The 26,927-nt window shown below is 47.2% G+C and carries 20 protein-coding genes; 10 read left to right on the top strand and 10 right to left on the bottom strand.

Annotated features, from left to right (window positions below; genetic code table 11):
* Positions 1-579: 579 nt before the first annotated feature.
* From OEZ43_05445 to OEZ43_05430, 4 genes are all read right to left on the bottom strand, one after another.
* Complete coding sequence (locus OEZ43_05445) at positions 580-3,423, bottom strand: Ig-like domain-containing protein (protein MDH5545015.1); 2,844 nt, start codon at positions 3,421-3,423, stop codon at positions 580-582.
* Positions 3,424-4,011: 588 nt separating this feature from the next.
* Entirely contained in the window at positions 4,012-4,683 is a 672-nt protein-coding gene (locus OEZ43_05440) for a hypothetical protein (protein MDH5545014.1), read from the bottom strand.
* Positions 4,684-4,943: 260 nt separating this feature from the next.
* Positions 4,944-5,180 carry a hypothetical protein gene (locus OEZ43_05435; protein ID MDH5545013.1) on the bottom strand — a complete coding sequence of 79 codons (237 nt, stop codon included), beginning with the start codon at positions 5,178-5,180 and terminating at the stop codon, positions 4,944-4,946.
* 287 nt (positions 5,181-5,467) lie between these two features.
* Entirely contained in the window at positions 5,468-6,436 is a 969-nt protein-coding gene (locus OEZ43_05430) for a class I SAM-dependent methyltransferase (GenBank protein MDH5545012.1), read from the bottom strand.
* Positions 6,437-6,511: 75 nt separating this feature from the next.
* On the opposite strand from OEZ43_05430, the gene OEZ43_05425 reads away from it, so the two are divergent.
* Positions 6,512-8,953, top strand: a complete 2,442-nt coding sequence (locus OEZ43_05425; GenBank protein ID MDH5545011.1) for an FAD-binding oxidoreductase — start codon at positions 6,512-6,514, stop codon at positions 8,951-8,953.
* A 252-nt stretch (positions 8,954-9,205) separates the two neighbouring features.
* Here the strand turns inward: OEZ43_05425 and OEZ43_05420 are convergent, their stop codons facing one another.
* Complete coding sequence (locus tag OEZ43_05420; GenBank protein ID MDH5545010.1) at positions 9,206-9,754, bottom strand: hypothetical protein; 549 nt, start codon at positions 9,752-9,754, stop codon at positions 9,206-9,208.
* A gap of 72 nt (positions 9,755-9,826) precedes the next feature.
* Here OEZ43_05420 and OEZ43_05415 point away from each other — a divergent pair, with 72 nt between their 5' ends.
* Positions 9,827-10,681 (top strand): rRNA methyltransferase, encoded by an 855-nt coding sequence (locus OEZ43_05415; protein ID MDH5545009.1) that lies wholly within the window; start codon positions 9,827-9,829, stop codon positions 10,679-10,681.
* A gap of 679 nt (positions 10,682-11,360) precedes the next feature.
* On the opposite strand, the gene OEZ43_05410 is transcribed toward OEZ43_05415, so the two are convergent.
* Positions 11,361-11,669 (bottom strand): chromate resistance protein, encoded by a 309-nt coding sequence (locus OEZ43_05410; GenBank protein ID MDH5545008.1) that lies wholly within the window; start codon positions 11,667-11,669, stop codon positions 11,361-11,363.
* An 86-nt stretch (positions 11,670-11,755) separates the two neighbouring features.
* On the opposite strand from OEZ43_05410, the gene OEZ43_05405 reads away from it, so the two are divergent.
* From OEZ43_05405 to OEZ43_05390, 4 genes are all read left to right on the top strand, one after another.
* On the top strand, positions 11,756-12,709 hold the full coding sequence (locus OEZ43_05405; GenBank protein ID MDH5545007.1) for an MBL fold metallo-hydrolase: 954 nt from the start codon (positions 11,756-11,758) through the stop codon (positions 12,707-12,709).
* Positions 12,710-12,891: 182 nt separating this feature from the next.
* Positions 12,892-13,476 carry a LemA family protein gene (locus OEZ43_05400; GenBank protein ID MDH5545006.1) on the top strand — a complete coding sequence of 195 codons (585 nt, stop codon included), beginning with the start codon at positions 12,892-12,894 and terminating at the stop codon, positions 13,474-13,476.
* A gap of 1 nt (position 13,477) precedes the next feature.
* Positions 13,478-14,338, top strand: coding sequence for a TPM domain-containing protein (locus OEZ43_05395; protein MDH5545005.1), 861 nt, complete (start codon positions 13,478-13,480; stop codon positions 14,336-14,338).
* Positions 14,274-14,963 carry a TPM domain-containing protein gene (locus tag OEZ43_05390; protein MDH5545004.1) on the top strand — a complete coding sequence of 230 codons (690 nt, stop codon included), beginning with the start codon at positions 14,274-14,276 and terminating at the stop codon, positions 14,961-14,963. The genes OEZ43_05395 and OEZ43_05390 overlap by 65 nt, the downstream gene beginning before the upstream one ends.
* Positions 14,964-15,146: 183 nt before the next feature.
* Here OEZ43_05390 and arr read toward each other — a convergent pair whose 3' ends face one another.
* Together arr and OEZ43_05380 are read right to left on the bottom strand one after the other, a co-directional pair.
* Positions 15,147-15,890 (bottom strand): NAD(+)--rifampin ADP-ribosyltransferase, encoded by a 744-nt coding sequence (gene arr, locus OEZ43_05385; GenBank protein MDH5545003.1) that lies wholly within the window; start codon positions 15,888-15,890, stop codon positions 15,147-15,149.
* 60 nt (positions 15,891-15,950) lie between these two features.
* Positions 15,951-16,514: a hypothetical protein gene (locus OEZ43_05380; GenBank protein MDH5545002.1), complete on the bottom strand. Its 564-nt coding sequence runs from the start codon at positions 16,512-16,514 to the stop codon at positions 15,951-15,953.
* A gap of 166 nt (positions 16,515-16,680) precedes the next feature.
* Between OEZ43_05380 and OEZ43_05375 the strand changes: the two genes are divergently transcribed.
* From OEZ43_05375 to OEZ43_05365, 3 genes are all read left to right on the top strand, one after another.
* Positions 16,681-17,271 (top strand): N-acetylmuramoyl-L-alanine amidase, encoded by a 591-nt coding sequence (locus OEZ43_05375; protein MDH5545001.1) that lies wholly within the window; start codon positions 16,681-16,683, stop codon positions 17,269-17,271.
* A 52-nt stretch (positions 17,272-17,323) separates the two neighbouring features.
* Positions 17,324-17,923 carry a glutathione S-transferase family protein gene (locus OEZ43_05370; protein ID MDH5545000.1) on the top strand — a complete coding sequence of 200 codons (600 nt, stop codon included), beginning with the start codon at positions 17,324-17,326 and terminating at the stop codon, positions 17,921-17,923.
* 428 nt (positions 17,924-18,351) lie between these two features.
* A complete protein-coding gene (locus tag OEZ43_05365; protein ID MDH5544999.1) occupies positions 18,352-21,510 on the top strand; it encodes a VCBS repeat-containing protein in 3,159 nt (1,052 codons plus the stop codon).
* A gap of 332 nt (positions 21,511-21,842) precedes the next feature.
* Here OEZ43_05365 and OEZ43_05360 read toward each other — a convergent pair whose 3' ends face one another.
* Positions 21,843-22,166 carry a hypothetical protein gene (locus tag OEZ43_05360; protein MDH5544998.1) on the bottom strand — a complete coding sequence of 108 codons (324 nt, stop codon included), beginning with the start codon at positions 22,164-22,166 and terminating at the stop codon, positions 21,843-21,845.
* A gap of 887 nt (positions 22,167-23,053) precedes the next feature.
* Between OEZ43_05360 and OEZ43_05355 the strand changes: the two genes are divergently transcribed.
* A complete protein-coding gene (locus OEZ43_05355) occupies positions 23,054-26,299 on the top strand; it encodes a hypothetical protein (protein ID MDH5544997.1) in 3,246 nt (1,081 codons plus the stop codon).
* A gap of 100 nt (positions 26,300-26,399) precedes the next feature.
* Here OEZ43_05355 and OEZ43_05350 read toward each other — a convergent pair whose 3' ends face one another.
* The gene (locus OEZ43_05350; GenBank protein MDH5544996.1) at positions 26,400-26,705 is read right to left on the bottom strand and encodes a hypothetical protein; all 306 of its coding nucleotides are present in this window, start codon (positions 26,703-26,705) and stop codon (positions 26,400-26,402) included.
* Positions 26,706-26,927: the final 222 nt, after the last annotated feature.

Here is a 26,927-nt window from a genome sequence, read left to right as displayed (position 1 = left end):
TTGCGTTTCGTTGTGTTTTCCTTCCCACCCACCTAGGATCTCGCTTTTCTAATTGTTTCTTTTTACCTCAATGAAGGGGGGATGTCCACGCTATTATTGATGCGAAAAACTTTACATAAAGGCATACTCTTGCTTAGAGAGAGAATATCTTACTATGCTAGGCGCGCTTGTGTGCTCATGCAAAAGTGAAAGTATAAGAACTACATTCCACATTTTCGTGTTTAAGCAATATATAAAAACTAAAGACGCATGTGCTCAGAAAATTGAGCGACAGTGGTGAATTCAAGTTGATAATCGCGTTATTGGCGCCTGATGTTTCGGGCTCATAAATAATTGGATTGTAGCGTGACTGCTTCGCCTATACTGAAATAGGCTAGATACTAGAACAGGACGTTGGCGTTGTCTGCTGGGCAAAGACAGGTGAGGACAGAGACTATATGAAGCCAGTTCCGCCCCTTGTGTTGGACAGTTGTACCGATCCGCAGGTCCGGCAGATAATTCAAAGTAAAAAAATTACACGTAGACTCCGAATCAAAACGAATTCGGCAGCATTGACGCCGATGACAATGCCATTTCCATCTACTCAAACAAGTTCATCGACCGACGGGGTAAATTTTCACTGGTATAGCCACCGAAAATATAGGCGGTGTTACCTACAAACTCACTCAGTACGGCGTGTCGCGGTATCGGCATATCAGCGGCGTATTGCCACTGGTTCTTCAAAGGGTCAAATACTTCTACACTATCCAGAACCTGCTGACCAATAACTCCACCAAAAACATAGATACGACCATTGATGACGATACTGTCAGACAAATAACGCTCCTCACGGGTAGAGGCTACTGAAGACCAATGATCGGTGGTGGGGTTGTATTGAAATACTGTTTTGTATTCACTATCACGATCGGTGCCACCAATGAGATAAATACGATTATTAAGGACTACACTGGTCGCACCAGCTCTGCTACCGGGTAAATCACTTTTTCTAAGCCAGGTGTCGGTTTGCGGATCATATTCATCCACTCGTTTCGGATCTCCGGTTCCACCAATGGCGTAGAGCTTTCCAGCAACTGCCTCTAGTCTTAGCGCGCCTCTTTTTGTTGGTAAAGGCGCAAGCGCGGTCCACAGACCGGTTGTCTTATCGAATACTTCAACGTTAGAGATTTCACCAAATGTATCATACCCACCGACGACATAAATTTTTTCGTCGATCGTGGCAGCGCCAGCCAACATTCGTTGCTTGTTCATTGGCGCCACGGAATGCCAGGTATCAGTAGTGGTCTCATATCGTGTTACAGCACCGGTCTGATCGCTTGTGCCTGTGTCGCCACCAATCATGTAAATTGAGTCACCGATGACAGCAGTTGAGGAAAATGCCAGTAACTGAGGCCTGATTTTGCGTGGAAACCAGCGATTTTCTGCAATATTGTAGTAGGAAATTTCACTCATGATCTGTTGCTGATAGTGTCCACCAAACAGATAGATATTTCCCTTGTGTTCAATTGCGCCAAAATCAGCTCGACCAAAGGGCATAGGGCTCAGAGGTTTCCAGGTATCGGTTTCAAGATCAAACTGATCTACTCGAGTGGTAAAATTCAGTACTGCAGAATCATTGCCATCATAACCACCCATCAGGGTTACCTTGTTGCCAGAGCGGATCATGGTCATGTTGGAACGTGGCGTTGGGATAGACGTTGCAGATCCCCAACTGTTAGTGGCGATATCATAGATCGCTACGCTGGACAGGACGCTATTTTCAACACCGCCAAAAAGATAAATCTTTCCGTTATAGACTGTGGCTGTAGCTTCAACTCTTGACGTTGTCATATCCGCATACGGAGTTGCTGGCTCAAATTCACTGAGCCAGATTCCGGCGGATAAGTTCAACACTTCGATGGAGTTGACAAAATTAACCTGATCGTCGATTCCGCCAAACACATAAACATTGTTGCCGCTTATCGCACATACGGCACCTAAACGCGGCTTTTGCATATCGGGGTAGCTCGTCCAGGTATTGGATACTGACGAATAACTATTTGCACTAGCGACGACCTTATTATCTACGTCCAGCACAAGACCTCCGAAGGTAAACACGGTTTCGTCATCGCTACACGTCGCCATGCCTCGGCCGAAATAAGGTGCGGCCGTTTTTTCGCCCGCGGACCATGTATCGAGATCAATAGCTTCATTCCAGTCATAAAGAAACTCATGATCAGCGCCGCCAATTAAATGCAATAACGATCCGAGCTTTGCTACTGCCATACCTTCGCGTGGTGATTCCAAAAAAATAGAATCTTTCCACTGATTTTTTCGTAGTTGAACCTTTAATTCTTCGCTGAGCTCACTTTCAACTCCATCACGTACCTGTGCAATGCGAAAGAAATAGTCTTCTCCCGGTACTAATCCGGTGAATGAGCTTTGCGTTGTCGTCAGACCAGATTTTTTTGTGGATGAGATATCAACGCCCGACTGGTCTGCCCAATAGATGTTGTAGCTTTGCGCGCCGGTGTTTGGCCAGTGTAGCGAAATCGTGCTGTCGTAATCATTCGCTACATACAGACGCAATAAGTTTTGAATTTTGACCTCGTAACTGACGCTGGCATTCAGATAAGTTGCCTTTACGGTAACAGTTGTTGCGCCAGGACCGGCTATAAAAACGTTCTCGAGTCTACGCTCAAGTCCGTTACCAAACACTGACCACTGTACCTGATCCGTCACGTCTGTAGACGAACCATCTCTATTCTTCGCAAAAACCGTAAAACTGATTTCTTCTTCGGCGAGTACCTGCTCTTTGCTGGCCTGCATCTGCAGACTTTCAACGCCGACACCAATGGTGAAGGTGATGCTTGCCTGGTAATGCTCGTACTTCGCCGTAATCGTTACCTTGCCGGGAGCAATCAAGGCCACATTGCCAGCGGTATCGACCGTTGCCAGAGTAGGGTCTGAACTACTCCAGAAAATCTCGCCATCAATCTGTGGCGCACTCGTAAGACCATGCTCCATCTTAGGCAATAATTTTACAGTGCCTCCATCGACAACAATGGCGCCCTCGGGCAGAGATATTTTCAATTCAGATTGCGGGATTTTAGTGGTCACCGAAATACTGTCAGATAAATCTCCAAGTGTCGCCGTGACCTTTACTGTACCCAGATCTACACCCAGCAGTTCACCTGTTTCATTTACCCTGGCAATGGCCTCGTTATCGACGGACCACTTAATGCCCTCTGTCACTATGGCTGAACTGCCGTTATCATGTTTGCCAACTAATTTGAGGCTTACGAACGTACCAATTTCCAGATAGCCATCTTCTTTTTCTATGGTGATAGATGTTATCTGGTCAGCTTTTTCGCCGGAGCCACAGGAAGTAAGTAAAGTGGATAGAAAAAGGAAAGAAAGAAGTGCAGCCATTCTGAATGCTTTCATAGTACGCCCATTTTTATTTTTTAACTGAATCTATATGTCCCGCCAAGCGCGTTGTACTATATCAAAAAAAGAGGGCAAAGCCGATCTTTTTGTGCCAACTTCCGCCTTCGAACAGATTCCTCCCGCCTAGGTCCAGAGACCCCATATTGACTCCAGCCGTTTTTTGACTGTCTGATAGGAGATGATAGGGAAATGAGAGGGAGTACTGACCATTACAAACAAATCTGCTCGGGCATCGCGCCTTTGTGAGACAGACGCGAGAAAAGCTTGAATATTCACGACTTCTATCGCGGCAATAGTTGTGAAACATTACCGTCCCATATAAGGAAGTGAGTTTCGTGAAGACGTCTTACAATAGCACCAGGCCTTATTCTAAATTTAAAGAACGGAAAAGGTCGTCCTAATGTTTTGACAACGCGTAGTCTCTGTATATCTAATACTCGCAGCGAGACTATAACTGCTAAGACGCCTGAACAAAGGAATTTAGTTCTACGCGAAAAAAAGGGCTACCATTAAAGCAGCCCTCATAACGTGAAAAATTTGAAGAATGTTGATTTAGTTTTATTTCATGCCTGCCGTCGTATCTTTCTAGTCTTCCTGAAAGTAGGAAAAGCCGTTTTGTTGTAGCTGCATAATACGGCCAATAGCGCCTTGATTCAGGTATATTCTACCGTTTTCACTGGCATAGATCGCTCTCTCATCTATGGGTTCACCGTTAGCCAGTTTGGCACCGTTTAACTGCATGCCTTTCAGTGCTGCGCCACAGGCTTCAATTTGAATATTGATACCATCTTTGCGTAGCTGAAGGATCTTCTCGATCCAGGGTGTCACAGGATTGTTGCCTTCAGGAATATTCTTGAAAGCCCATTTCGCACGCAGAGCGTCACCGTGGATTACACCAACGATAGCAACATTTTCAGGATCGATCTGACCTAATGCAATGCGATGTTTTACCATGCTGCCGAACATGAACATGTGTCTCAGACCCGTTGGGCTTCCATCTGGATTAAATACAAGATTGTCCAGATTGAAAACGATTTTCGCTTTCTTGAAGCTAACCGGAATATCGATACACTCGCCGCCGTTGTTCGGATCTTTAAATTCGTTATTAGGGTCGTTAACGAGCCAAAGTTGCTCGCAGGGTTCGATCACGCCCGGAAAAGCAGAGTTGCTATGATCTGCAAATACTGACGATGATGTGAGGAGTGCGAGGCCAAGCATTAGCGTTTTTGTAACTATTTTTTGCTTTTTATTGAACATATTGTAGTGTCCTGTCATTTTTGAGAGTAATTCCAAGCCAAATTCTCTAGAGAAGTTCAGTCCCATTTGAGAGGCTGAATTATTATAAGCCAAAATTAAGACTTACTGACGGTCAGTATTTTCGAGACTGTCACTAATACAGGTCTGTTGGATGATTGTGGACAGGGGAGTTTCCAGGCGATTGATAACGCGCTATCGAGTTAGAACTATGCGCCTGAAGGCTGTTGGATAGTCGCCCATCTAACTACACAATCTATATGCTACAGAAATCGCAATTCTGGCTTTATCAATCCGGCAACAAAATATATCGTAGAGAGAATTCCGCAAAGCCAGGCATATAGTTTGATCTGTTCAGCATTCCATCCGATTGCGAAATAGCCGAAGAAGATACCAGCCCTGAACCGGTACTCCATCCACTCAGCGCCGTTCCAGCGTATTGTCCAGAAAAATATCAGCATTTCCACCAAATAGAGCGCAACAAATAGTGTTAGTGTCATGGAGTCGTTAATTGAATGTTCCTGACGTGTTTTTACGCGGTTTGTAAATCTGACTTTTCATCTATTAGTTAGTAGCCCGTATCGGTCGTTTATGTCGCCTTGTCATCTTCTTCCATTTGCATCTATTCCTGGGCGCAAAAGCTTCTAACATGATTTTCATCAGCTGGTACAGGGCCGTTTGTGAGACGCGTCGGCACTGGCTATGTATATGAATCGACCCCTGACGGTTTTTAAGGAACGGACACGAATGGCATTTATATCAATTCTTTTGAGTACAGGCATTAACCTCACACTCTAGTAAAAGACATGAGCCCATTCCGGGTTGGGTCGCCTGCTTGAAAGAATACTCGGCCATCGTAGCGCAGCCCCAGCTTTTCCAGAAAGTGAATTATATAATCCAGTGAATAAAAATTGCGTAACTCGACTTCATTTGCTTTCCAGGGCTGCCGAGTACCCGCGTTAAATGTATCATGGGCAAGTGCTGCGACTCTGCGCAAGTCCTCGTTGTGTGCGTCGTGATCCCTCAGTACTAACTTTCCTCCCGGTCGAATCAAGTCCCTGAGGCCGCCAATAAATGCCTCTCGTTGGTCCACTGGACAATGATGGAAACCGATATAGACGGTTACCAAGTCCAGTGAATTCGCCGGGATGGTGTTTGTGAATTGAGCAGTATAATTGCCCATGTCGACAAATTTGCCCAATTTGTTCAACTGACCACGTTCGAGTATGTCCTCCGGGGAGTACCCAGGTTCCACTGTATGTAGCAAAAATTTCTCTCCGTGAATCTGCAACTTTTCCTGTAGTTGGCTGATGTAGCGACCAGTAGAGCCAACTTCAAGATACCCATCCCAGGTACGCGTGGAGTCAACAAGGTATAGCGTCTGGCGAGTCATTTCGGCTTTTTGCTTTCTCAATGCTGGAACGGCAAAGCGTAGATCCACTAAAAAAGGGCTAATGTCGTTCAGAGACTGTTGCAGGCTTTGGTAGATATCTCTATCCGACTCATGGCGCTGAGTCAGTTCCTCGACTAGCCGATGAAATTCGTGTTCCGGATACAGATGAAAGACATTAGTGTAAAATTCCAGAAATGCCTTCTTCAAAGATGGATTCTGATAAATATAACGAAAATTCCCGACGGGTGCCGTTTTTGCATTGGGCAAAGGTGCTGCGAGTAGAGGTATGCGTTGTGGCACCAGAACAAGCAGGGCCAAAAGACCTTTGAGCAGTTGGCGACGATGATCGTTTATATGCGTCATTTTTTCCTCGTTGGTATTGCGACTCTGTGATTTTTCTAAGGTTGGCTATCAGTAAATACAAGAAAGGTGCCATGGATGTCTAAATTTAAGCGTCAAATTTTTCGCTTGCTGAAGGCTGCTCTCGCCGTCGCTTTTACGCTGATGTTAGTGACCTGGGCTGTCATCACGCTGTCAGGCGATCCTGACTACGACGGAAAGCTCGACCAACCCCTTGTAAATGACATCACCCAGTTAAACCCTGTCTATGTTGCACGAGAAATTCAACCCACCACAATAGACGAAATAGCAGACGCGCTAAGGTCGACAGACGGTGCCGTTTCAATTGGAGGCGGTCGCTATAGCCAGGGTGGTCAGACTGCTCTTGAAAACAGTCTGCATCTAGACATGCGCAAGTTTAATCAGATTGTTAGTTTTTCTGCCGAGAACAAACACATCACAGTACAGTCCGGTATCACCTGGCGCAAATTACAGCAGTATATAGATCCACATAACCTATCAGTGAAAATCATGCAGACCTATGCAGACTTCACCGTCGGTGGGTCAGTCAGTGTCAACGTACACGGTCGCTATATTGGACATGGTCCGATCATATCATCGGTCCGAAGCCTGAAATTGGTACTTGCCGATGGTAGTGTTGTCGACGTTAGCGTCGAAAAAAATCAGGACTTGTTTTATGCCGCTATCGGCGGCTATGGCGGTATCGGCGTGATTGCTGAGGTTACACTAGACTTGGCAGATAATACACCAGTAGAGCGCAAAACTTTTGTAATGCCGGTTTCTGAATACAAAACCCATTTTTTCAACAAAATTCGCGATGACCAAAACGTTGTTTTTCATAATGGTGATCTCTATCCACCGGATTATGACACCGTACGCGATGTAAGCTGGAATATCACTGATAAGGAAGTCACAAGTGAAGAACGACTAATCCCAGAGGGTCGAGAGTATTTCTGGCTACCCAAGCTCATCGATATGACCGCGGCCATGCCATTCGGAGAAGCGGTTCGCCAGTATATATTCGATCCACTCTACTATATTCCCGAACGCGTAGTCTGGCGCAACTGGGAGGCGAGCTACGATGTTCGCGAACTCGGTAGTGGTGATCGCAGCGAAAAAACCTATGTTCTACAGGAGTACTTCGTACCGGTCGAGAACTTCGAAAAATTTGTACCGAAAATGCGTGATGTGTTCAGTAAGCACGACGTCGAGGTCTTGAATGTATCAATACGGCACGCCCAGAAAGACTCAGGTTCCTATCTCGCGTGGGCGCGCAATGAAGTATTCGCCTTTGTGGTCTACTATCAACAGAAAACTGATCAGGACAGTCGCGACAAAGTGGCCGAATGGACGCGAGAAATGATTGATGCGGTAATATCTGTTAACGGCGCTTATTATCTACCTTATCAACCGCATGCAAGTGAAGCCCAGTTTCGCCTAGCCTACCCTGAGGCGCAAAAATATTTTGATATCAAACAAAAAGTCGATCCTCAATATAGATTTCGTAATAAGCTCTGGGAAAAGTATTACCCCAGCACTGAACGCACTGTGAAAGAATTTCTTGCGAGCCAGGATCAATACCTGAAAGGAGAGGAGCAAACATTTCTTTCTCTGCCCGAATGGTATCTTGTGTTTAACCCGAATGAATATGCCTCGTTTCTCGCCAGTGGAAATAATCCCAGTAACTTTCCCTTTTTCGCGAGCATTGATGAGTATTGGGCACTATACGATCGTGTGGTGAATTTAACTGAAGGTGTTTACCCAGAAAATCCGGACTACATCACTATGCTTAATGTGATAGGTATCAGTACGACTGTTGAATATCTACTGAAGGGTATCTATGAAAACACGATAGGACTTTTTAGCTTTTGGAGCGCAAGTGAGCTTACGCAAGAAGACAAGCTCATCAGCCAAGCCCATCAGGCATACGGGGATTTAATCAATATTGAGCCCTGGTACAATTTTCAGTTTCTGCCATGGGTGAAGCGTATTTGGGTTGATACCCCATTTTTTGATCGAAACTTTATACGTAAATTTGAACGCAAGTTGATATTTACTACGGAGTTTGTATTCAAATCCATTTACGCCACACTCATAGGCTTCGGCGCGCGCAACGCTTACGATCCTTCAAATGGCCTTGTGACGCTTTCGGTAACCGCCGACCCTGAAAAAATTTCCCACATCGATGAGCGAATTCAAATTCTGAAAGATTTCGGTAGTCATCGACTCGCTATAACGGTAAATCGCTGGGGAGACTTCACCGAGATTATGCCGAAGTTGCTACCGCATCTTAAAAAAATTCACGAGATATCGGGTAACGACGATATACTCATTTCATTCATTACAGGTAAAGATAGGGAAGAGAAACTCGCCGACGCCCACTTTTTGTTCAGCTCTATGGTTGTTGCTCCGGAGAACCAAAAGCGCTTGGTCTTCGCCTGTAAGGTCAATAATCTTTCCCGCGCCCTGAAATCAGCAGAAGCGGCAGGAATGAAACTGGAACATATTTATGATTATTGACCGTATGGATAGATTTGCTGACGTAGGTTTACCCAGATAGCACAGTCCACGGTCTCCCACTAGTATTCGCTGGCGCGATTTTTTAAGACGTCCACATTACCTCTCGGCGAGGCGTCGATTATCGACGTTTACATTTTTTCCATGAGCCGTAAACTTCGCGAACCCAGGCGAACCCAGGCGAACCCAGGCGAACCCAGGCGAACCCAGGTGAGGTCGGTGCCGAGGGAGTTGGCGTCTAAGTATTTTAGATAGTCAGGTTTCTTCGCCTTCAGATCGTGTTTGTCGAGCCTGGTCTTGTCGGACATGAAATTGACGAGGAAGGACCAGGTAGGCATGAGATTTTCCCTGTCTCCACCGAAGACGATTTTGATAAACCAGTATTCCCCAGAGACTACGTACCAGTTGCGCCAGTGCATACTCAACGTTACTCATTTCGTCGGCAAGGAATGTCTGATCATCACAGAGTAGAAGATCGTTTAGATGTCGTTCCCAGGCGATGGACATGGGGTCATCGAGATACACTACGCCCACACCTTTACCTCGGAAACTCGCGAGAAAGTCGTTTTCCAGTGAGACGAAATTTCCCGCGCCTTCAAGCTGCGCGCGATCAAGAGCCCTAATATGCCCCTTTTCGACAAATCCACCCGCGCCGTCGTATGCGGACAAATCCAGCTTCATTGCACAGGGGGCATAACAAATTATAATTTCGGGGATTTCGCCGTTCAGCGTAATGTGAGTCGTTAAACCAACACAGGCATTCTCGGGAAAAAGAGTACAGTCGGCAAGATTACTTTTTTCCAAACCCACTTTCGCCGACTATCGAAAATCGCGTAAATTATGCCCACCATATATCTGTCATCTGAGACCTGTATCGTGAACCAGCGCCCCAAAAAGAAATTAGCCCCGAATCCCTATACCCAGGTTCGTGCCCGGAACAAGTCTCATGACAGGGCCCCCGAGCGCCCCACCGCGCGCGAGATAAAGTACTACGGTACTGCCGCCTGTCTTGAGATCTGGAAACGCCGGCCTGCGGACGTCATCCGTATTTATATTACCGAGGAGCGTGTAAAGCAGTTCGGGCCAATGCTGAAATGGGCGGCGGCTAATCGTAAGGCATACCATGTGGTGGAGGATCTCGATCTGGAGAAGCTTACCGAGGCGACTCACCATCAGGGCGTTTGCGTGCTGGCGCATGAGAAGGAAAGTGTTAGCGTCGTGCAGCTAAAAAATGCATTGAAAAACACGAAAGGTCCGGTTTCGATCGCCTATCTGGATGGAGTCGAGAACCCGCACAACCTGGGTGCCATCGTGCGTACCTGCGCCCATTTTGGTGTGCGGTACGTCGTTGGCGAAAGAGGTCGTCTGCCTGCAATGTCGCCTTCGGCCTGTCGCGTGGCGGAAGGCGGGGCAGAGCATGTGGATCTGGTCGCCGTATCCAACCGCGATAAGGATCTGCAGCAATTACGAGATCTGGGCTTTGCGATTGTGGCCACGGCAGCCACTGGCGATTCGCTATACCGCCATCGCTTCGCGGAGCGTACGCTGGTCGTGATGGGTGCGGAAGGCAGCGGTGTGAGCAGGAGTCTGTCGCAAAACGCCGATGTGGTGCTGGCGATTCCCGGTTCCGGTGATGTGGAGAGTCTGAATGTGTCGGTGGCCTTTGGCGTGGTGTTGAGCGAGTGTCGTCGTCAGCAAATGGAACTGTCGTCCACGGGAAAACGCCGTTAGTTTTTACCGGCGATGTTCAGGACAACAGCCTTGGCACTTCCATGTCGTCGATTGCTGCAGACAATTTTCCACCGGTATATCCGGCGCCTTCAACGGGCGGATAAGTAATCCCCCCTGGCAAGTCAAAGAGGCTATAAGTAAAAATCCTATTACAAATTCGGATAGTCGTTTTCTATTTTTGCAGACAGAAAAATTACCCGCCAGTTCGTTCGGGCGCGATTGTGCTTTCAAGCGATAAATTTTCGTGAAGAAAAAATGGGGGATTACACCCCGGTGCTTATTTGCAAATAAGCGTAAACTTGAACGATAGAATTTTCTGTGCATAAATTCACAAATGGTATAGGGAGTATTACCCACCTCTTTCCCATGCAGCCACTGTTGTCTAGCTGCATACTCATACCGAATGCTGAATGATTGATGGCATTTATCGCCTCTCAAGCCGCTGATCAAACGAGTGGCGGAGATGAATATGACGGTTGCGCAGGGGACGGTGATCAAGCGATTAATGGTGTGACAATATAGATCAAGAATCCAAAAAAGGTCGCCAGGCCGTTTCCTTTAGTTTAGGGGACAGTTACACAATGACACGGATGGACCAGTGTCAGTTGATGTTGGCAAACGCACTAAGTAACAAGTCAAATACTCTTGCCATTTCCCCGAGCAACTCGTCGTCATCCTTTCATTGTTCACGAGCTCCGAGGAGTATCGTTTCAAGTCCTTTGGCCTGTGGAACAGGTATGCCCCCAAAATCCAGGAAATGAATAATATCGGCTATTTGCTTTAGGCCAGGAATATTCTCAAGATGAAAATTAAACATAAGCACTTCAAAACTGACTTTATCTCCTGCATGCGTAAATTGCGCCCCGTTAAAGTCAAATCCGAGCGCATCTTGCGGACATTCCTCTGGTTTATCCAGCCAAATAAATGTCGCTTGTTTATCAATAAATCGTTGAATCAACCAAGCGCAGGCAACTCGGTCTATCCACACATGACGTAATATATGTTACGTTTGCGTAGTATTTATAATATAGTTTCTGGAAAGAATAAATACTGTAAATAATCAAGGAGATAGGCATGTCTAGCACCAAATTTGTACTTATTGTTCCAGTCACTGTCGTCTTGCTTTTGCTTCTAGGCAACTCTGTTGTCGCAAGCACCAGCATTTTACCGTCACCTCAAAAATTGTCCCAACATGTCTACGCCTGGATTGGGCCACTTGAAGGACCAAGTGAAAAGAACCACGGCTATCGCATGAATCTCGTGTTTGTGGTTGGTTCTAGCGCGGTAGCGGTAATTGATACCGGTTATACACCGGAAATGGCGAAGGAAATGCTTGGGCACATTAGGAAAATCACTCCTTTACCCATACGTTACGCAATCAATACCAGCTCGCAACCGCATAGGTATATGGGCAACGACGTATTTGCAGCTTCGGGAGCAGAGACGATAGCTCACAAAAACTCAGTTGCACGTATGGAGGCCTCTGGTAATTTATTCGCGATGGCGATTGAAAATATACTCAAGAAGAAACCCAGTGACGTCAAATTGCCGAAAAAACCAACACGTATTATTGAAGATGATATTACATTAGATCTGGGGAACCTGGACATTCATATACGACACATGGGTGCCGCCCATACCCCGGCTCAATTGATCGTTGAGATTCCTAATGACAAGTTGGTTTACACAGGTGACCTTCTTTATAGCGAGCGTTTGCTGGCAATACTCGACGTAAGCGATGTAAAAAATTGGCTCGCTGCATACGATGCACTCAAACAATACCAAGATATCGTCTTTATTCCTGGTCATGGACAACCAGCAAGCCTGGAAGCATTTGAGTTTCCAACTCGTTCTTATCTTGCCATGATTGACAGTCATATGAGCAAAGCAGTGGATGAGATGACGGAGTTACAAGATGCTATAAAATCACTCGATCAATCAGGCTACAAGCACTTGGTAAACTTCGAACAACTTGCAGGGAGAAACGCCAATCTTGCCTACCTATTTTACGAAAGAGCAGGCATGTAGAAAGTTTTTACAGTAAAGTTCATTGCCGCTTTGATGTGTACTTAATAATGGAGGTTTCTTTAGTTAAAAAAGTAAAAATAGAAGTAGGACAAGGCGGCTTCCACTATACATAAAGCCATCCTTTTGCATTAACGGCTGTCTAGGGTAAAGTAATGCAAGACTCTATTACGCGAGGGACAACAATGTCGAATTCACGGATATTTCTGCTGCTGATAGTGCTTGCCACACTCAGCGGCTGCGGCATCAACAACATTCCGACCTATGACGAACAGGCCAAGGCCGCCTGGAGTCAGGTGATGAACCAGTACCAGCGCCGCACCGATCTGATCCCCAATCTTGTCAACACGGTCAAGGGCTTTGCCGCGCAGGAAAAAGATGTGCTCACCTCCGTCGTCGAGGCGCGCTCAAAGGTGGCGGGTATGAAGGTCGACGAGAGCGTGCTCAATAACCCGGATATGTTCAAGACCTTTCAGGCAAATCAGGATGCACTGAGTTCTGCGCTGTCACGCCTGCTGGTCGTTGTTGAACGCTATCCGGAATTGAAATCGAATCAGAACTTCATTGCCTTGCAGTCGCAGCTCGAAGGCACGGAAAATCGAATTGCCGTGGCGCGTCGCGACTACATCGAAGCAGTCAAGATATACAACACCGAGCTGCGCACCTTCCCGGGTCGTATCTGGGCATCGTTAATGTATTCCGACATGCAGCCCAAAGAGAATTTCACCATCTCCGAAGCGGCGCAGGCAGTTCCGGAAGTGAAGTTTTAGAATGATCTCAAGACAGCGCACACGGTTTGGTCTTTTGCTAACGTTGCTGTGTCTGTTAAGCACAGCAACGTTTGCCGCGCCGGATTTTCCAAAGCTCACCGGCCGCGTCGTCGACCAGGCCGGTCTGCTTGAAAGCGTCAGTGATCAGCTTGACGTCTTACTTGCCCATCACGAGAAAGAGACCGGCAATCAGGTCGTGGTGGTCACACTCGCTTCGCTACAGGGCTATGACATTGCCGACTACGGTTATCAACTCGGTCGTCACTGGGGTATTGGCCAGAAAGACAAAAACAATGGTGTGCTGTTTATCATTGCGCCGAACGAGAGACGCATGCGCATCGAGGTCGGTTACGGTCTGGAAGGCGTGCTCACCGACATTCTTGCCAAGCAGATTATTGATAAGATCGTCACGCCACGTTTTCGCGCGGGTGATATGAGCAATGGCATCGTGCAGGGCACGCGTGCGATAGTCGATGTACTTGGCGACAATACCGAGGCACTGCCCCTGAACAACACATCGACGATGGAAGACGTATACGGCCAGATGCTGACATTCGCCATCATCGTGTTGGTTATCGCTTCCATCGTCAATACCTTTCTACCTTATATCGTGGTGGCGCCGTTGTCGTCGGCAGCTATTGTGTATTTCGGTACGACGCAGGCCGATATCGGTGTAGCGATTATCTACGGCCTGGTTTATTTTCTGGTATTTTCCTTTACCCGTATCGCCGAGCGCGGCAGTTGGGTCCGTCCCGGTGGCGGTGGTGGCTTCGGTGGAGGAAGTTCCGGCAGTGGTGATGGCGGCGGATTTTCCGGCGGTGGTGGCTCATTCGGTGGCGGCGGTGCCTCAGGAGGATGGTAAGGTGTCCGTATTGATTAACGATGTAGACAGACAAGGTATACGCGCGGCCATTGAACAGGCCGAGTCGAAAACCAGTGGCGAGTTGGTAACCGTCATCGCCAGAGCCAGTGATGAATATCTGTTTATTCCGATTATGTGGGCGGCATTGATCGCCTTGCTTGTTCCGGGCTTGCTCATGCTCAGCAATGCCTGGGTCGATTACTCCGTTATCTACACCGCGCAGGTCGCAACGTTTTTTATCTGTAACGGCCTGTTTCGTATTCCGGCGATAAAAATGCGTCTGATTCCACGCCGCGTCAAACACCAACGCGCCGCACGTTACGCGCGCGAGTTGTTCGTTACGCAAAACCTGCACACCACACGCGAACACACCGGTATTTTGATCTTTGTTTCCGCCGCCGAACACTATGTGGAAATTATCGCCGACAAGGGCATTAACGATGTCGTCGATAGCAACACCTGGCAGATCATCGTCGACGACTTTATCCTACACGTCAAAAACGACGAGTATGGTAAGGGCTTTATCCGCGCCATCGAACAGTGTGGTGAAAAGCTGCAACAACACTTTCCCTCACCGGCGCGCAACCCGAACGAATTACCCAATCACCTGATCGAGCTGCACTGATTTTTTCGAGTCAGCACAGAACGGTGAGGAATAGGGAATATAGGCTACTAATAAAGGCACTCTGCGTTCTGAATTTGGTATACAGGAAAATTCAACAACTTTCCCTTTTATCGCTACGAGAATTAATTTGATTCCAATTGATCGAAAGGCGTATAGAAGGGTACAGGAAGTGACGACGATACCTTAATTGATAATTCCCCCTCTACTACGTGCCAATCTTTCACGCCATCCCTGTAATTCCTCCGGTGTAAGTTTTTCCCACTCCGCCACTTCCCCCACTATTTTTAAAGGCGACTGAGAACGATACGAGCGAGTTGGATTACCTGGAAATTTCTTGTCCGTTACATTGGGATCGTTTTCAAACGGCCCCATAGGCTCGACAATATAGATACGTTCTGCGCCATCGCCATTTGCCAGAGCAGCGGCGAGCCCAGCGCCATTGACAATGGCGGTGAAGTAAATATGATTCATCACGAGTTCTTGCTCGTAGTTTGAATTTTTCCCCGGCAATAATTCATCGCCAATTTTTAAATCAGCCCGCGTGCCGTGATAAAACGGGCCTTGGTCGGTGATTTTATATTTAAATGTTGTCGATAAATCACGAAACTCTTTTGCCTTACCTGGACTACCCAATTCCTCATGACATTTCGCAATGTTGGCATATAGTGCGCAAAAGGCACTATTAACTGAGTCGTCATTGATCTTCAACGCAAACTTCAGGGTAGTTTCCAGCCATTGCAGTTTCTCAGAGGCGTGTGTTTGACTTTTAGCCACGTAATGAGCCGAAATAAATTTCTCGAAATCATAATTCGCTTCATTCCAGGCTTTCAGAAAGATCTCACTTGCCACGTCGGGCGTACCGCTTTCTTCTGCCGCCATACCCTGAAGACAAAGTCTGACGACGGCATTGTTTGGGTTAAACACCATAGTCTTGGTTTCTCGTATTCAAAGTGGATCACTGTATCGAATCTTTCGTATGATAATCCATCAATATCGTCGAAGGAAAAGTAGCGAAACCTCGTAACCTCCGGGAGAAAGCATACGTGCAAGTAAATCTGTCCCGTCTATTCGATCGCCCGATAAATATTCAAATCTGGGTTGAATGAGCGCATAGCCATAGCCCACAGTTGCGAACGTCTCCCAATGCTTGCCAAACGATGCACGAAAACCTCCTCTAGCGTGTACCACAATATTGTCATAAACATGGTAGTCCACATCCACATCTTCTTCCCAGGATACCGTGAGCGTTCCCCTGGTCGACAGGACGAGATTCAATCCCAGGTAGGGTGAAAACCACCGATTGGGATGTGAATACAAACGTCCGCCCAGTCCCAGTTTGAAATGACTTCTATTCACCCCCGCGCCTAAGTTGAGATCAAAGTAGTTCTTTCGATAACCGATCTCCGCACCTATGCCGTATGGCGTACCCCAACCGATGCTATAAGCAACAAAATAGCCATTCAGCGGTTTTGAATTTTCCTCTTCGGAAAACGCAACTTCGGATACGCACAGTAAAAGCAAGAATATGAGATAGACGGAGACCCTGGGCATTTAGCATCAACTCAAGGAAATTTTGCGTATTCTACGCCTGATCTTGAAAAAAGGGCATGCGTAGGTTTACCCCGTGATCGAGGCCTGCGAGTAGGGGAGTATGCAAGGCCAGAGGATGATGTAATATAAGTCCTCATCAGAACCCGTTTAATGGCCAGCTAAACCTATGTCAGAAAAATCAAGAATAAGAAATACCGTTGTCATCATTTTCGTTGTCCTCTTCATCGCTACTCCCACGCACGCCCGCAACTACGGTCCGCCACGCACCGGCCCCATCGACATGGTGGTGATCCATTCCACCGGTGGTCCGACTTGCGATGCAGCAACGGGCAAACCCATTTGGGTAGGAGCAGGTACGCTGACGCAGAACATGCGTGAAATAGAGGCACACCCCAAACTCGGTATCCACTATATGATCGACCGTGATGGCACGCTGCGCAGCAGCATTCCCGAATCGCAGATCGCCTATCACATCTTTAGCTACAGTAGGCGCTCTATCGCCATAGAGTTAATCAACGAGGGGGACGGCAAGGACCCGTTCCCGGAAAAGCAGATCGATGCACTGGTGATGCTGTTGCAGGAAATTGTGCAGCGCCGCGAAATCCGCCGTGACGGTATCAAGCGCCACTCGGACCTGGACCAGCGCATGATGCGCTGCGACCCGAAGCAACGGCGCAAAGTGGACCCGGGTGATGCCTTTCCTTTTGATGCGGTGCTAAACCGAGTATTTACTCTGCCATCCACCTCGCTACAATGACATCGGTAGGGCTACTACGAAGTTTCGCAATCACTTGGCTCAAGGAAAATCCATGATTCATTTCTATCGTATCCTCAGCAACAGCCCCAACATCCTCAAGATTGTCATCCTGCTCAAGGAGTCCGGTTTGGACTATCGGGAGATTATGATCGACCCCCACAGCCACAAAGACGAAAAGCGGGAGCTGTTTGCCGTTAGCCCCATGGGCACGGTACCGGCGATTCATGATGATGAAAATGGTGTCGATCTGTTTGAGTCTGCGGCCATCCTCTATTACCTCGCAGAGAAGAGCGGTAAATTTCTGCCCAAGGATCTCACGCGTCGCGCCGAGGCCATGAAGTGGCTGATCATCGAGGCGGGCAGTGTCAGCGTGCTCATCGGCACCATTCGTCACCTCATGCTGGATACCTTTGGCGAGATGAGCGATAGCGCACTACAGCGCAATCAACAGTATTTGAAAGAATACTGTGTTCTGATGGATCAGCGTTTAGCCGGGCGTGAGTATCTGGCCGATGAGTATTCCATCGCCGACATGGCTTTGTATCCGTGGGTAGTAACCTTCGAGGACATGGCGGATATCTCGTTAAACGACTACCCGCATTTGCAGGTCTGGTCCGAACGGATGAGGGAGCATGTGAATAACATCTTGTGATGGATGTTCAGACTTTGAAATTAAAAAAGGGACACTGTATCAACCGTAAGCACGGACGTGCGGCGCTCGAATATGCTCACCCGGATCTCGAACCGATTCTGAAACCTACTCACGTCAATTTTTCGAAATGGAGCAGCCATGCTCCATGTCATATCGGCCGCCGGCTACGTCAATGCGCTTAAAACATTTTTTCAGTAGATAACGCCATTCTGCGCCCTCTATTCCAAATCTCCCCCCCCCTAGATTGGGGTGCGCATGACGCTAATCTACGCCGATACAGAACGTGATTTCCCGCTATTTCGATAACAACACTGCTCATTTATATAGACATTCACAAGGAGAAAACCATCGTGCCAACTTTACTCGCCATATGTCAAAAGTCAGGAAGGTATAACGCTTTCCACGCGCACGGCAATACAAGAAAGTTCGTGACGCAATGGATAGCCACTGTCAGCTTGTTTGCACTTTTGTGCAGCGGTGAAATGGCACTGGCTAACCTGACGCACCTGGAGTTATACAGTACCGGAACGAACTCTGTTCCAGAGGACGTCTTGACTACCGATCTGGATAGCGACGGTGACAAGGATCTCGTGGTGCCAAACTCCGGCACAGACTCAATAACGGTATTGTTAAATACTGGAAACGGATCATACTCAGCACCTATTGACTACAGCGTGGGTACAACCCCCCTGGCAGTAGCAGAGGGTAATTTTGACAACAATGGCGATCTCGATATCGTTGTCGCAAACTCCGCATCAAACAATGTGTCAGTAATGATGAACAATGGAGATGCAACATTTGCTGCAGCGGTTAACTACAATGTCGCAACGGCGCCAGTTTCTGTTCAGGTTGGCGACTTTGATGGCGTGAATGGTGATGATATAGCCGTGGTCAATCGGGATAGCAACAATATCTCGATACTTCTAAATAATGGTGATGGTACTTTCGCAGCCGCAGTAAACTATGCGACAGGCACCAGTCCCCGCGCCCTTGCCGTAGGTGATCTTGACGGCGTTAACGGTCCTGATCTGGTTACAGCCAATTTTTCCACCAATAATTTCTCGATATTTCTGAGCAATGGGGACGGCACATTTGCCACTGCGGTAAACAAGAATACCAATGTAGGCCCTTCGTCAATTGCATTGGCAGACCTCAATGGCGCTACCGGTCTTGACGTAGTAGTAGGCAGCGAAAGCGGTACCACAGCCAGTATTTTTTTTAACAATGGTGACGGTACATTCGGAGCCATAAATAACTACGCATGGACGAAAGTACTCCGCATCGCATTAGGTGACATAGACGGCGTGAATGGTCCTGATCTGATCGGATTGCCTGTTACCGCCGCATTTAGCCACTTGATTTACATCGCCTTAAACAATGGCGATGGCACATTTGCCACAAGCTACTCAATGCCAGTGGGGGATCGCGTAAGCGGACTGAGAATTGATGATCTCGATGGCAGCGCGGGTCTGGATATAGCTGTTGCGAACAGAACCTCTAAAGATGTCGCCGTTTTGCTAAACCAGGGGAATGGACGTTTTTACTCGGCGTCGTTTCTCGAATCATATGGTAGTGCATATAGTGGCGTATCGGTAGACGTCGACAATGCCAACGGGAAAGATCTGATTGTAACCAGTCCAACGATGGGACAGTTGTATGTGTCTTTAAATAATGGCGACGGTACCCTCGCACCAAAAGTAGGGTATCCGGTGGCGACTGAAGGAGGGTCGATCGCCTATGCCGATCTGGATGCAGATAACTTCGTCGATTTGATTACGCCAAGCATTGCCAATTCAAATGTATCGGTATTCATTAATAATGGCGATGGCACCTTCGCAACGAAAGTTGATTATACGGTGCCCGGCGGCAGCCCAGTTCACGTTGCGGTGGCTGACATCGATGGCACGAATGGCAACGATATCGTCGTTTCTATCGACGCCACAAGCGACAATCTTGCAATACTTTACAATAATGGTGATGGAACTTTTTCTTCAGCGGTTTCCTTGTCCTTAAGTCGCCCTGTCAAGCGAAGCGTACTTGAAGATTTCAATCAGGATGGCCTGGTGGATATTCTGATTAACATGGATATCTATGTCGTCTTGCTTTTAAATAATGGCGACGGTAGCTTTTCCGCAGGAGAAATAATCTATGCCCTGGATGTCCCAGAGGGTATAAGTAGTATTGACCTCGACAATGCCAATGGCCCTGATCTGGTCGCCATACACTCTACTCTCAGTAATGCCTCTTCCGATTCGATCAGCTATTGTTTAAACGACGGCAACGGCGGGTTCAGTTGCGCCAACGAGCTACTTTCCAGCTATCCCATCAGTCTACACGTGGGCGATATCGATGGCATCCATGGCGATGATGTGATTGTGGGGCAGTATAACGAAATAGCCATCTTTCATCATGATGGTGTAAGTGGACTGGTCAAAGCTACGCAATTCACGCAATACCCCTCAGTGTTTCCATCCAACAACAGCATTACCTTGCTCGATTTGGACAATGCCTTTGGGCCCGACCTGATTTACTTCGAGTCGAATAATGCCGTGTTACTCTACAACAATACCGATTGGGTACCAGATTCTTTCAATTTTACCTCGGTTAGTAACGCTGCCTTATCAACCGTACTGAGTTCAAACCCCATTACCGTTAGTGGGCTCGGCGCGCCAGCCAAGATTTCAATTAACAATGGTGAATACAGTATCAATGGTGGCACCTTTACCAGTGCGACAGGTACTATCTCAGACAATGATACTGTTCGCGTGCGATTGACGTCGGCTAGCACCTATCTTTCGAACAGCGTTGCCACGTTGACCATTGGTGGCGTCAGTGGAACATTCGATGTGCAAACGAAAATCGACAACGATCCTGACAGGATAAGTTTTGCCCCGGTAACGGAAGCGGATCTTTCTACTGTGTATACGACGGAAGTGGCTACCGTTACTGGTCTGGCTGTCAGTACGACACTAAAAATCACAAACGGGGAATACAGCTTGAATGGCGGCGCGTTTACCAGCACCGATGGCATGATTTCCAACAACGATACGATACAACTTCGGGTGACCAGTGCTGCAACGTATCTAACAAACACTAACGCCACGCTCAAAATCGGTAGCACGGTGATGAACTACACCGTCTCGACGCTCAGTGATACGCCAGCGAGCTTCTCGTTTACAGACCAGTCGAATGTCCCGCTTAGCACAACAATCGCATCGGACAGCATAAGCTTGTCAGGTCTCCAGGGTAGCGCAAGAATCACCATTGAGAACGGCTACTTCAGTATTAATGGTGGCGCTAGAAGAAATGCAGAATCGACCTTGAGCAACGGCGATGTGCTGGTCGTATACGCCCGTAGCCAAGATACCTACAGCGCCAGTACAGATGTTATTGTTCATATTGGCTCGCTAAGCGATACCTTTACGGTAACAACCATAGGAGAAGACAACTCTCAAACGCTCGAAGCGGGTAACAACACTAAAACGCGTTTTGGTGCGATAGACGCCTATCTCTGTTTATTCCTACTCCTGTTTGTACCTTTACTGAGAGTAGCTAGCCAACAGACTCGGCTCCGTGGTCAGCACTAAAAACCGGTAGGCAAATATCCAACGCGGCCTAGGGAAACAGAAAATATGCTATTTTTCATGTTTTCCATCATCACCCGAAGCCGCGTTGGCTATATCCCAGCCTTATGCGCTGCTTTCTAAACATAGCGTCTTCTGAGTGAATTCGTGGCATGATCACCAGTCCGCTGTCACCTCACAACGTTGAAAACCGCTTTTCCCTGACCTCAACAATCGCATTTTATTTACTTGGATACTCTGTGCATCACGTAATCAGCAAAAAACCAAACCCCGTCGCGTACTGTAGGCCCATACGCAGATACCTATCATGAAGGCGACAATCCCCAAAACGCTTGTCAACCAAAAGCGCGCGGCACATCGGTCAATCCGCACGCACGGGGTTTTAATGGGACTGAGTCCCCTGCATCTAGGTGCAGATAAACTTCGCCTTTACTGATCAACTGATGTAGCGTTTTCTGATCGGCAAAGAAACGATTGTTCTGGGCGAATGATGGCAACTGATCAGGTATATCAACAGCATTATGTGCCCCTAAATCCAGCGTCTTTTCGCTATTCCCTACTGCACGAATAACGTCACCGGGAGTGACACGTCCTTCCAATGAAACATCTACGGAGGTGACGAACCAGCGACCGTCGACAAACGCTGTCTGTATCCCCAAGTCAGTCTCCGGTTGAAGGGTAGGCGGTGGCGTTGTGTTCAACCGTTTGCAAGGTGAGGAGCTTCTGAACAGCTCTGGGTTCTAAGGCAATACGGTAGGTGCAGGAGCTGGCCTGCAGCGGCGTCATGGAACGGTCGTTCGACTCGGGCTCAGCAAGATAACTCATTTCGCATATAACTCTCCTTGTGAGTGACCACAGACAATCCGCTTAGACATACAGGGATGAGAAGTATAAACGTGTTTTACGTAACGTGGCGAATCTATCTTTCAAAATCGCTGGCTTTCGCGACTCACAAATGCATCGCGAAAACCAGGATTCATGACCTAAAACCCAGGCATCCGTAGGAAAAACCCCTGCATTTTTCGTTGAATCCAATTTTCCACGTTGGGAATTAGCATAAAATTCATATAATATTATTTGTTATAAATGTCACAAAACTTTTCTATTTTAATTGCTATTGTACAAGAATTTTTTCTTTCTATTCTTTCATAAAAACAACTAAATATAAATCAAAAATAGCTACAATGGGTTATTTACCAAACAAGTTCTATATGAGAATTTAGTCAACAAGATAAAAATATTATTTATCTACCAATATACGCACTTTAAAAAAATAATAGCCAATATCTATTTTGTAAAAGGAGTTACAAAATGATTTTTCATAAACCAGATAATTATCTGATAGCAACTATAATCTTGTTTGAAAATAAAAATTCAAACCCCTCTTTTTTTCCGCAAATAGTATCGACATTAGTTTATCAAACATCAGCATTTCTTGATGTTGATAAATAGCTACTCGTTTGTAATACAGATGTTCACTGACAACCTATTCTGGTTGTGAGCCCATTACACTCACTCAGAGTTTTTCAATAAAGGAGAAATCCGTATGGCTGCAAGACGATTTATATTTCATCATCCCATTTATTTTCTGCTACTTGTTGTTTTTGCCATTGTCTCGATTGCAAAAGCGGAAGTACTGATTTCGCCAAGCATAAGTAAACTTGTCGTAAGCAACCCCTTGAGTAGTTTCATAATCAAACCGATCGCAGTTCCCGTACCCGTAAATGGCACGCTTATTCTGTACAACAGGAGTGACAAGCAATCTACCCTGACAGAAATTCGATTGCCCGAGGCCAAGGTGTATTTAGTTAACAGTAGTAATGTCACCGTCGATAGCGGTCTGACTCAGCTAGATGGACGATTCGATCTCACCGCGCCGAAGCAAGGTGACTATCAACTGTGTTGGGAAGTCAAGAATCTCACTCAGGGATGTAAATCTTCTATTAGCGTAGGGGCGAATACGGTTTACATGCAACGCGTGTTAGTCGCTCCGAGTACCAGCAACTATGTATACGGTCTCAGCTTACTGCAGGAAGGTCGTCCGTGCTGGTTACATGAACCCTTCTTCGGAGTCAATTTGTCCACTTCGATTGAACTCATAGATTCCGCGAATAAGATCGTCAGCGGTGCAAGCGTGAAAGCGAATGTCGCCGGTGAATTCGCAATCGGACTACCCTCTGGCGACAAATATCGACTTCGTTCGAGCTGTGAAAAAACACGCTATTCAACACGGTTGACATATTCAGTTGGTGTTTCACACGCAGACTTGCCTCTCAACAATCATGTTCCTGGTGCTGTCGCTTTCGCAGCCTTCGACTTGGGAGGTAAGGGTATAGTACGTGCTGATCCTGGCACGCTGGTCAATTCATCTTTTAGCGCCAGTGATAAGGATGGCGATACACTCACGTACACCTGGAAAGTAATTGATGGATCTGGCAAGGTCCCAAATCTGAATTCGAAATCGCAAGATTGGACGCTTCCGTCAGATGGAGGCATGCGCCAGATCTATGTGATGGCTAGTGACGGCAAAGGTGGCTATGCACTGGATCGCTTGAACCTGACTGTAGGACCACCGATCGTACTTTTTTCCGGCATTGCGATCGACGAAGTCACCCGTCAACCGGTTGCCGACGCAATTGTAGATGTTGCCGGCGTAAAAACGATGACAGATGGCCAAGGTTGGTTTGATCTTAAGGTACCTGAATCGCCGCGTGACCAACGTTATTCGCTAAACATCAATCACTTTAACTATGCGACCTATTCCCGAGTGCTGGACAAATCCAGCCGTGGCAATACCTATGAATTGATTCGAGCGCAAGTTACTCAACACGACCCGGAATTGCCAATTGATGTTGTAGATGTCAGCAGTAGTGGCCCTTGTGGTATTGGTGACGTGCAAATTAAAAACCCAGACGGCAAGACAGCGACGCCAGATAGGAAATGCGAGCGTCGTGCCGCTCGTCTTCGACTACCTGCAAAATCCCTGGTTTACGCAGACCAGTCACCCGCAAAAGGTCCTATATCACTCTCGATGGCGACCTTGAACCCTGCACGACGTACCTTACCAGGGGACTACCGAGCCATTGATGCCAACGGCGATGATATGGAACTTGTCAGTTTCGGCGCGCTATATGCCACTTTTAGAGATGTCTTTGGTAATCCAATAAATCTGAAACACGGCATGGAAGCATTACTCGATGTGCCCGTTTCAAACGATCAACTTGCCGAAGCAAAGCCGACTATCCCAATGTGGAGTTATGAAGAGAAGACTGGCTTGTGGCTGGAGGAAGGCGAAGCAAAATTACAATATACTGGAACCCAATACGTATACGAAGGTACCACTAAGCACTTCTCCACAATCAATATGGACGTCGCGGGTAACGACCCGAATGTTGCTACATGTGTCCGACTCGAGCTGGGGTCATCACTGAGTTCCTGGTCGAACCTCGTATTGCGCGCCTATGTCACCGAAGGTGGTTCTACCTCGTCGCAAGTGAAGGAAACGGCACTTGACGGTGACCAATATCATGCCTTTTATCGCATTCCGTATTCTAATCCGCCTGCGGGAAATACATTACGTCTGGAGTTGCGTGGGACCTTACCAAGTGGAAACCTGGTTGTTCTCCTTGATGACATAATTCAAACTGACTTGCGCCCTAAAATGACTGGCGTGGATTTATGGCCTGACTATCCGTACACCGAGTGCGGCGACCCAATCGTTTTGGAAGCCGACCCCGTTGACTTGCCCTACTATGGCGACATCGACAGCACCGGTCGTCCTGCTTTTTTAACCGGTCCATATGGCCAATACCTACCAGAAAATCCGGTTCAGACAGCTGCTGACTACTATGCGGCAATTGATCCAGGCAATAACAAGTTGACGCTTGGCGACTGGTGGACAGAGAACGGTTTCGGTGCCGATGGGTCAGGCGGAACACGGGCAAGTTATATGAATCACAACGATCTCGGCTTCGGACGTGATATGCATTGTTTAGGTAACGCAACCGACTATGCGTGTTACGTCACCAACTATGGTTTGCCTGATCAAAATCCAGCGAATGCTAACGATGCTGTTTCCCAAAATCCGGCGACTCAAGGCGCAACAGTGACAATGGAATATCATTCCTTACTTGGAAATAATGCTGTAAGTTTTTATGCCTATGGAGGCGGGGTGAGTGCATCCACGCGGATTAGTTTTGCCGACCTTGATGGTCTTGGTCCTAAACCACTCCCGCACTTGTGCATGATATGCCATGGTAGCGACAGTTCGGTGCTCGATGGAAGCAATCAGGTAGTCGGTGCAAAATTCCGTGAATTTGATTTACCATCGTTCCGCTATTCAAACAATCGTAGTTGGGACTACGGAATCGCTCCGGACGCCAGTGGTGTGACAACCTTGAGCCCGGCTGAGTTTTCAGCGTTCCATACACTGAACTCGGAAGTTGCCGATATTAACCCTGGAAACAAGATTGAGGACTTAATCAACAAGTGGTTCCCGGGTGCAAGCACTGTCCCGGTACAACCTGCAGTTCCAGCAAACTGGCTTGCCGGCGGCAATGTCGCGTTCGAAACTCAGATATACGATGAAGTATATGGAACGACTTGCCGCACCTGCCACATAGCACGTGGCTTTCCAGAAACTTACAATCAACTCACTGGTTCAGAGTATACGGTTTGCGGACACCCGAAAATTATGCCCAATGCTGTGATTACCTATAAAAACTTTTGGTCAGATCTGCCTAGAGTCGACTTGTTTGAGACAGCAGTAGGCAATCCCAACTGCGAACAGTAGTACAATTGGCTAGCGCTTTGATATGGGAGGCCTAACCGCCTCCCATTTTTTTAAATCGGCTGAAAACAAAACCAGACAAGCAATAAACCCGGTTCGAAAACTACAACTGTATGAGAATTTCTGGTTGTCCATCTGGCTCGTCATATATTTGATCAAAAAGATCGAAATAGTTGAGATAGATGTTTTGATAATTGAATTCGATTTCGATACGTTCCTTTTGGGCATAGTGTGCGGCAAGGAACGCCTCAACCAGGTGATGGCTGCTTAATTCAGTAGCGTTGCTCTTCAGTTCCAGATCTAATAGTTGAGATGTCATATCAACTCTTACATTCGCCTGTTTAATGAGAAAACGAAGGAATAGAAGATATAGACGCCCCCCTTCAAACGAAACGAGGGCTACCATCACAGATGGATACCTCAAAGTGGTAATCTACACCACTGAAATCAATAGATTAATGAAAGGAGGCGTCTATGAAAAACACTATAATCCACGTTGGGCTCGATGTCGATGACACACAGTTTCATGGATCGGCGATGAACAAGCAGACCGGAGAAGTCGTTGCGTTCGAATGCCGTCCGACATTGAAAGGCTTGGTCGGTCAACTTGATAAACTTTCGCAGCACTTTC

It is taken from the genome of Gammaproteobacteria bacterium, from assembly GCA_029881255.1.
GTDB lineage: Bacteria > Pseudomonadota > Gammaproteobacteria > S012-40 > S012-40 > JAOUMY01.
The sequence above is the reverse complement of the archived record's forward strand: the minus strand, read 5'-3'. Positions and strand labels throughout refer to the sequence as shown.

Bases quoted from the DNA above. Each gene is read 5' to 3' on its own strand.
- OEZ43_05400 (MDH5545006.1), top strand. From the start codon at position 12,892: ATGTCGAATTCACGGATATTTCTGCTGCTGATAGTGCTTGCCACACTC.
- OEZ43_05430 (MDH5545012.1), bottom strand. From the start codon at position 6,436: ATGACGCATATAAACGATCATCGTCGCCAACTGCTCAAAGGTCTTTTG.
- OEZ43_05380 (MDH5545002.1), bottom strand. From the start codon at position 16,514: ATGCCCAGGGTCTCCGTCTATCTCATATTCTTGCTTTTACTGTGCGTA.
- OEZ43_05395 (MDH5545005.1), top strand. From the start codon at position 13,478: ATGATCTCAAGACAGCGCACACGGTTTGGTCTTTTGCTAACGTTGCTG.
- OEZ43_05390 (MDH5545004.1), top strand. From the start codon at position 14,274: ATGGCGGCGGATTTTCCGGCGGTGGTGGCTCATTCGGTGGCGGCGGTG.
- OEZ43_05435 (MDH5545013.1), bottom strand. From the start codon at position 5,180: ATGACACTAACACTATTTGTTGCGCTCTATTTGGTGGAAATGCTGATA.
- arr (MDH5545003.1), bottom strand. From the start codon at position 15,890: ATGGTGTTTAACCCAAACAATGCCGTCGTCAGACTTTGTCTTCAGGGT.
- OEZ43_05370 (MDH5545000.1), top strand. From the start codon at position 17,324: ATGATTCATTTCTATCGTATCCTCAGCAACAGCCCCAACATCCTCAAG.
- OEZ43_05445 (MDH5545015.1), bottom strand. From the start codon at position 3,423: ATGAAAGCATTCAGAATGGCTGCACTTCTTTCTTTCCTTTTTCTATCC.
- OEZ43_05375 (MDH5545001.1), top strand. From the start codon at position 16,681: ATGTCAGAAAAATCAAGAATAAGAAATACCGTTGTCATCATTTTCGTT.
- OEZ43_05425 (MDH5545011.1), top strand. From the start codon at position 6,512: ATGTCTAAATTTAAGCGTCAAATTTTTCGCTTGCTGAAGGCTGCTCTC.
- OEZ43_05440 (MDH5545014.1), bottom strand. From the start codon at position 4,683: ATGTTCAATAAAAAGCAAAAAATAGTTACAAAAACGCTAATGCTTGGC.
- OEZ43_05355 (MDH5544997.1), top strand. From the start codon at position 23,054: ATGGCTGCAAGACGATTTATATTTCATCATCCCATTTATTTTCTGCTA.
- OEZ43_05405 (MDH5545007.1), top strand. From the start codon at position 11,756: ATGTCTAGCACCAAATTTGTACTTATTGTTCCAGTCACTGTCGTCTTG.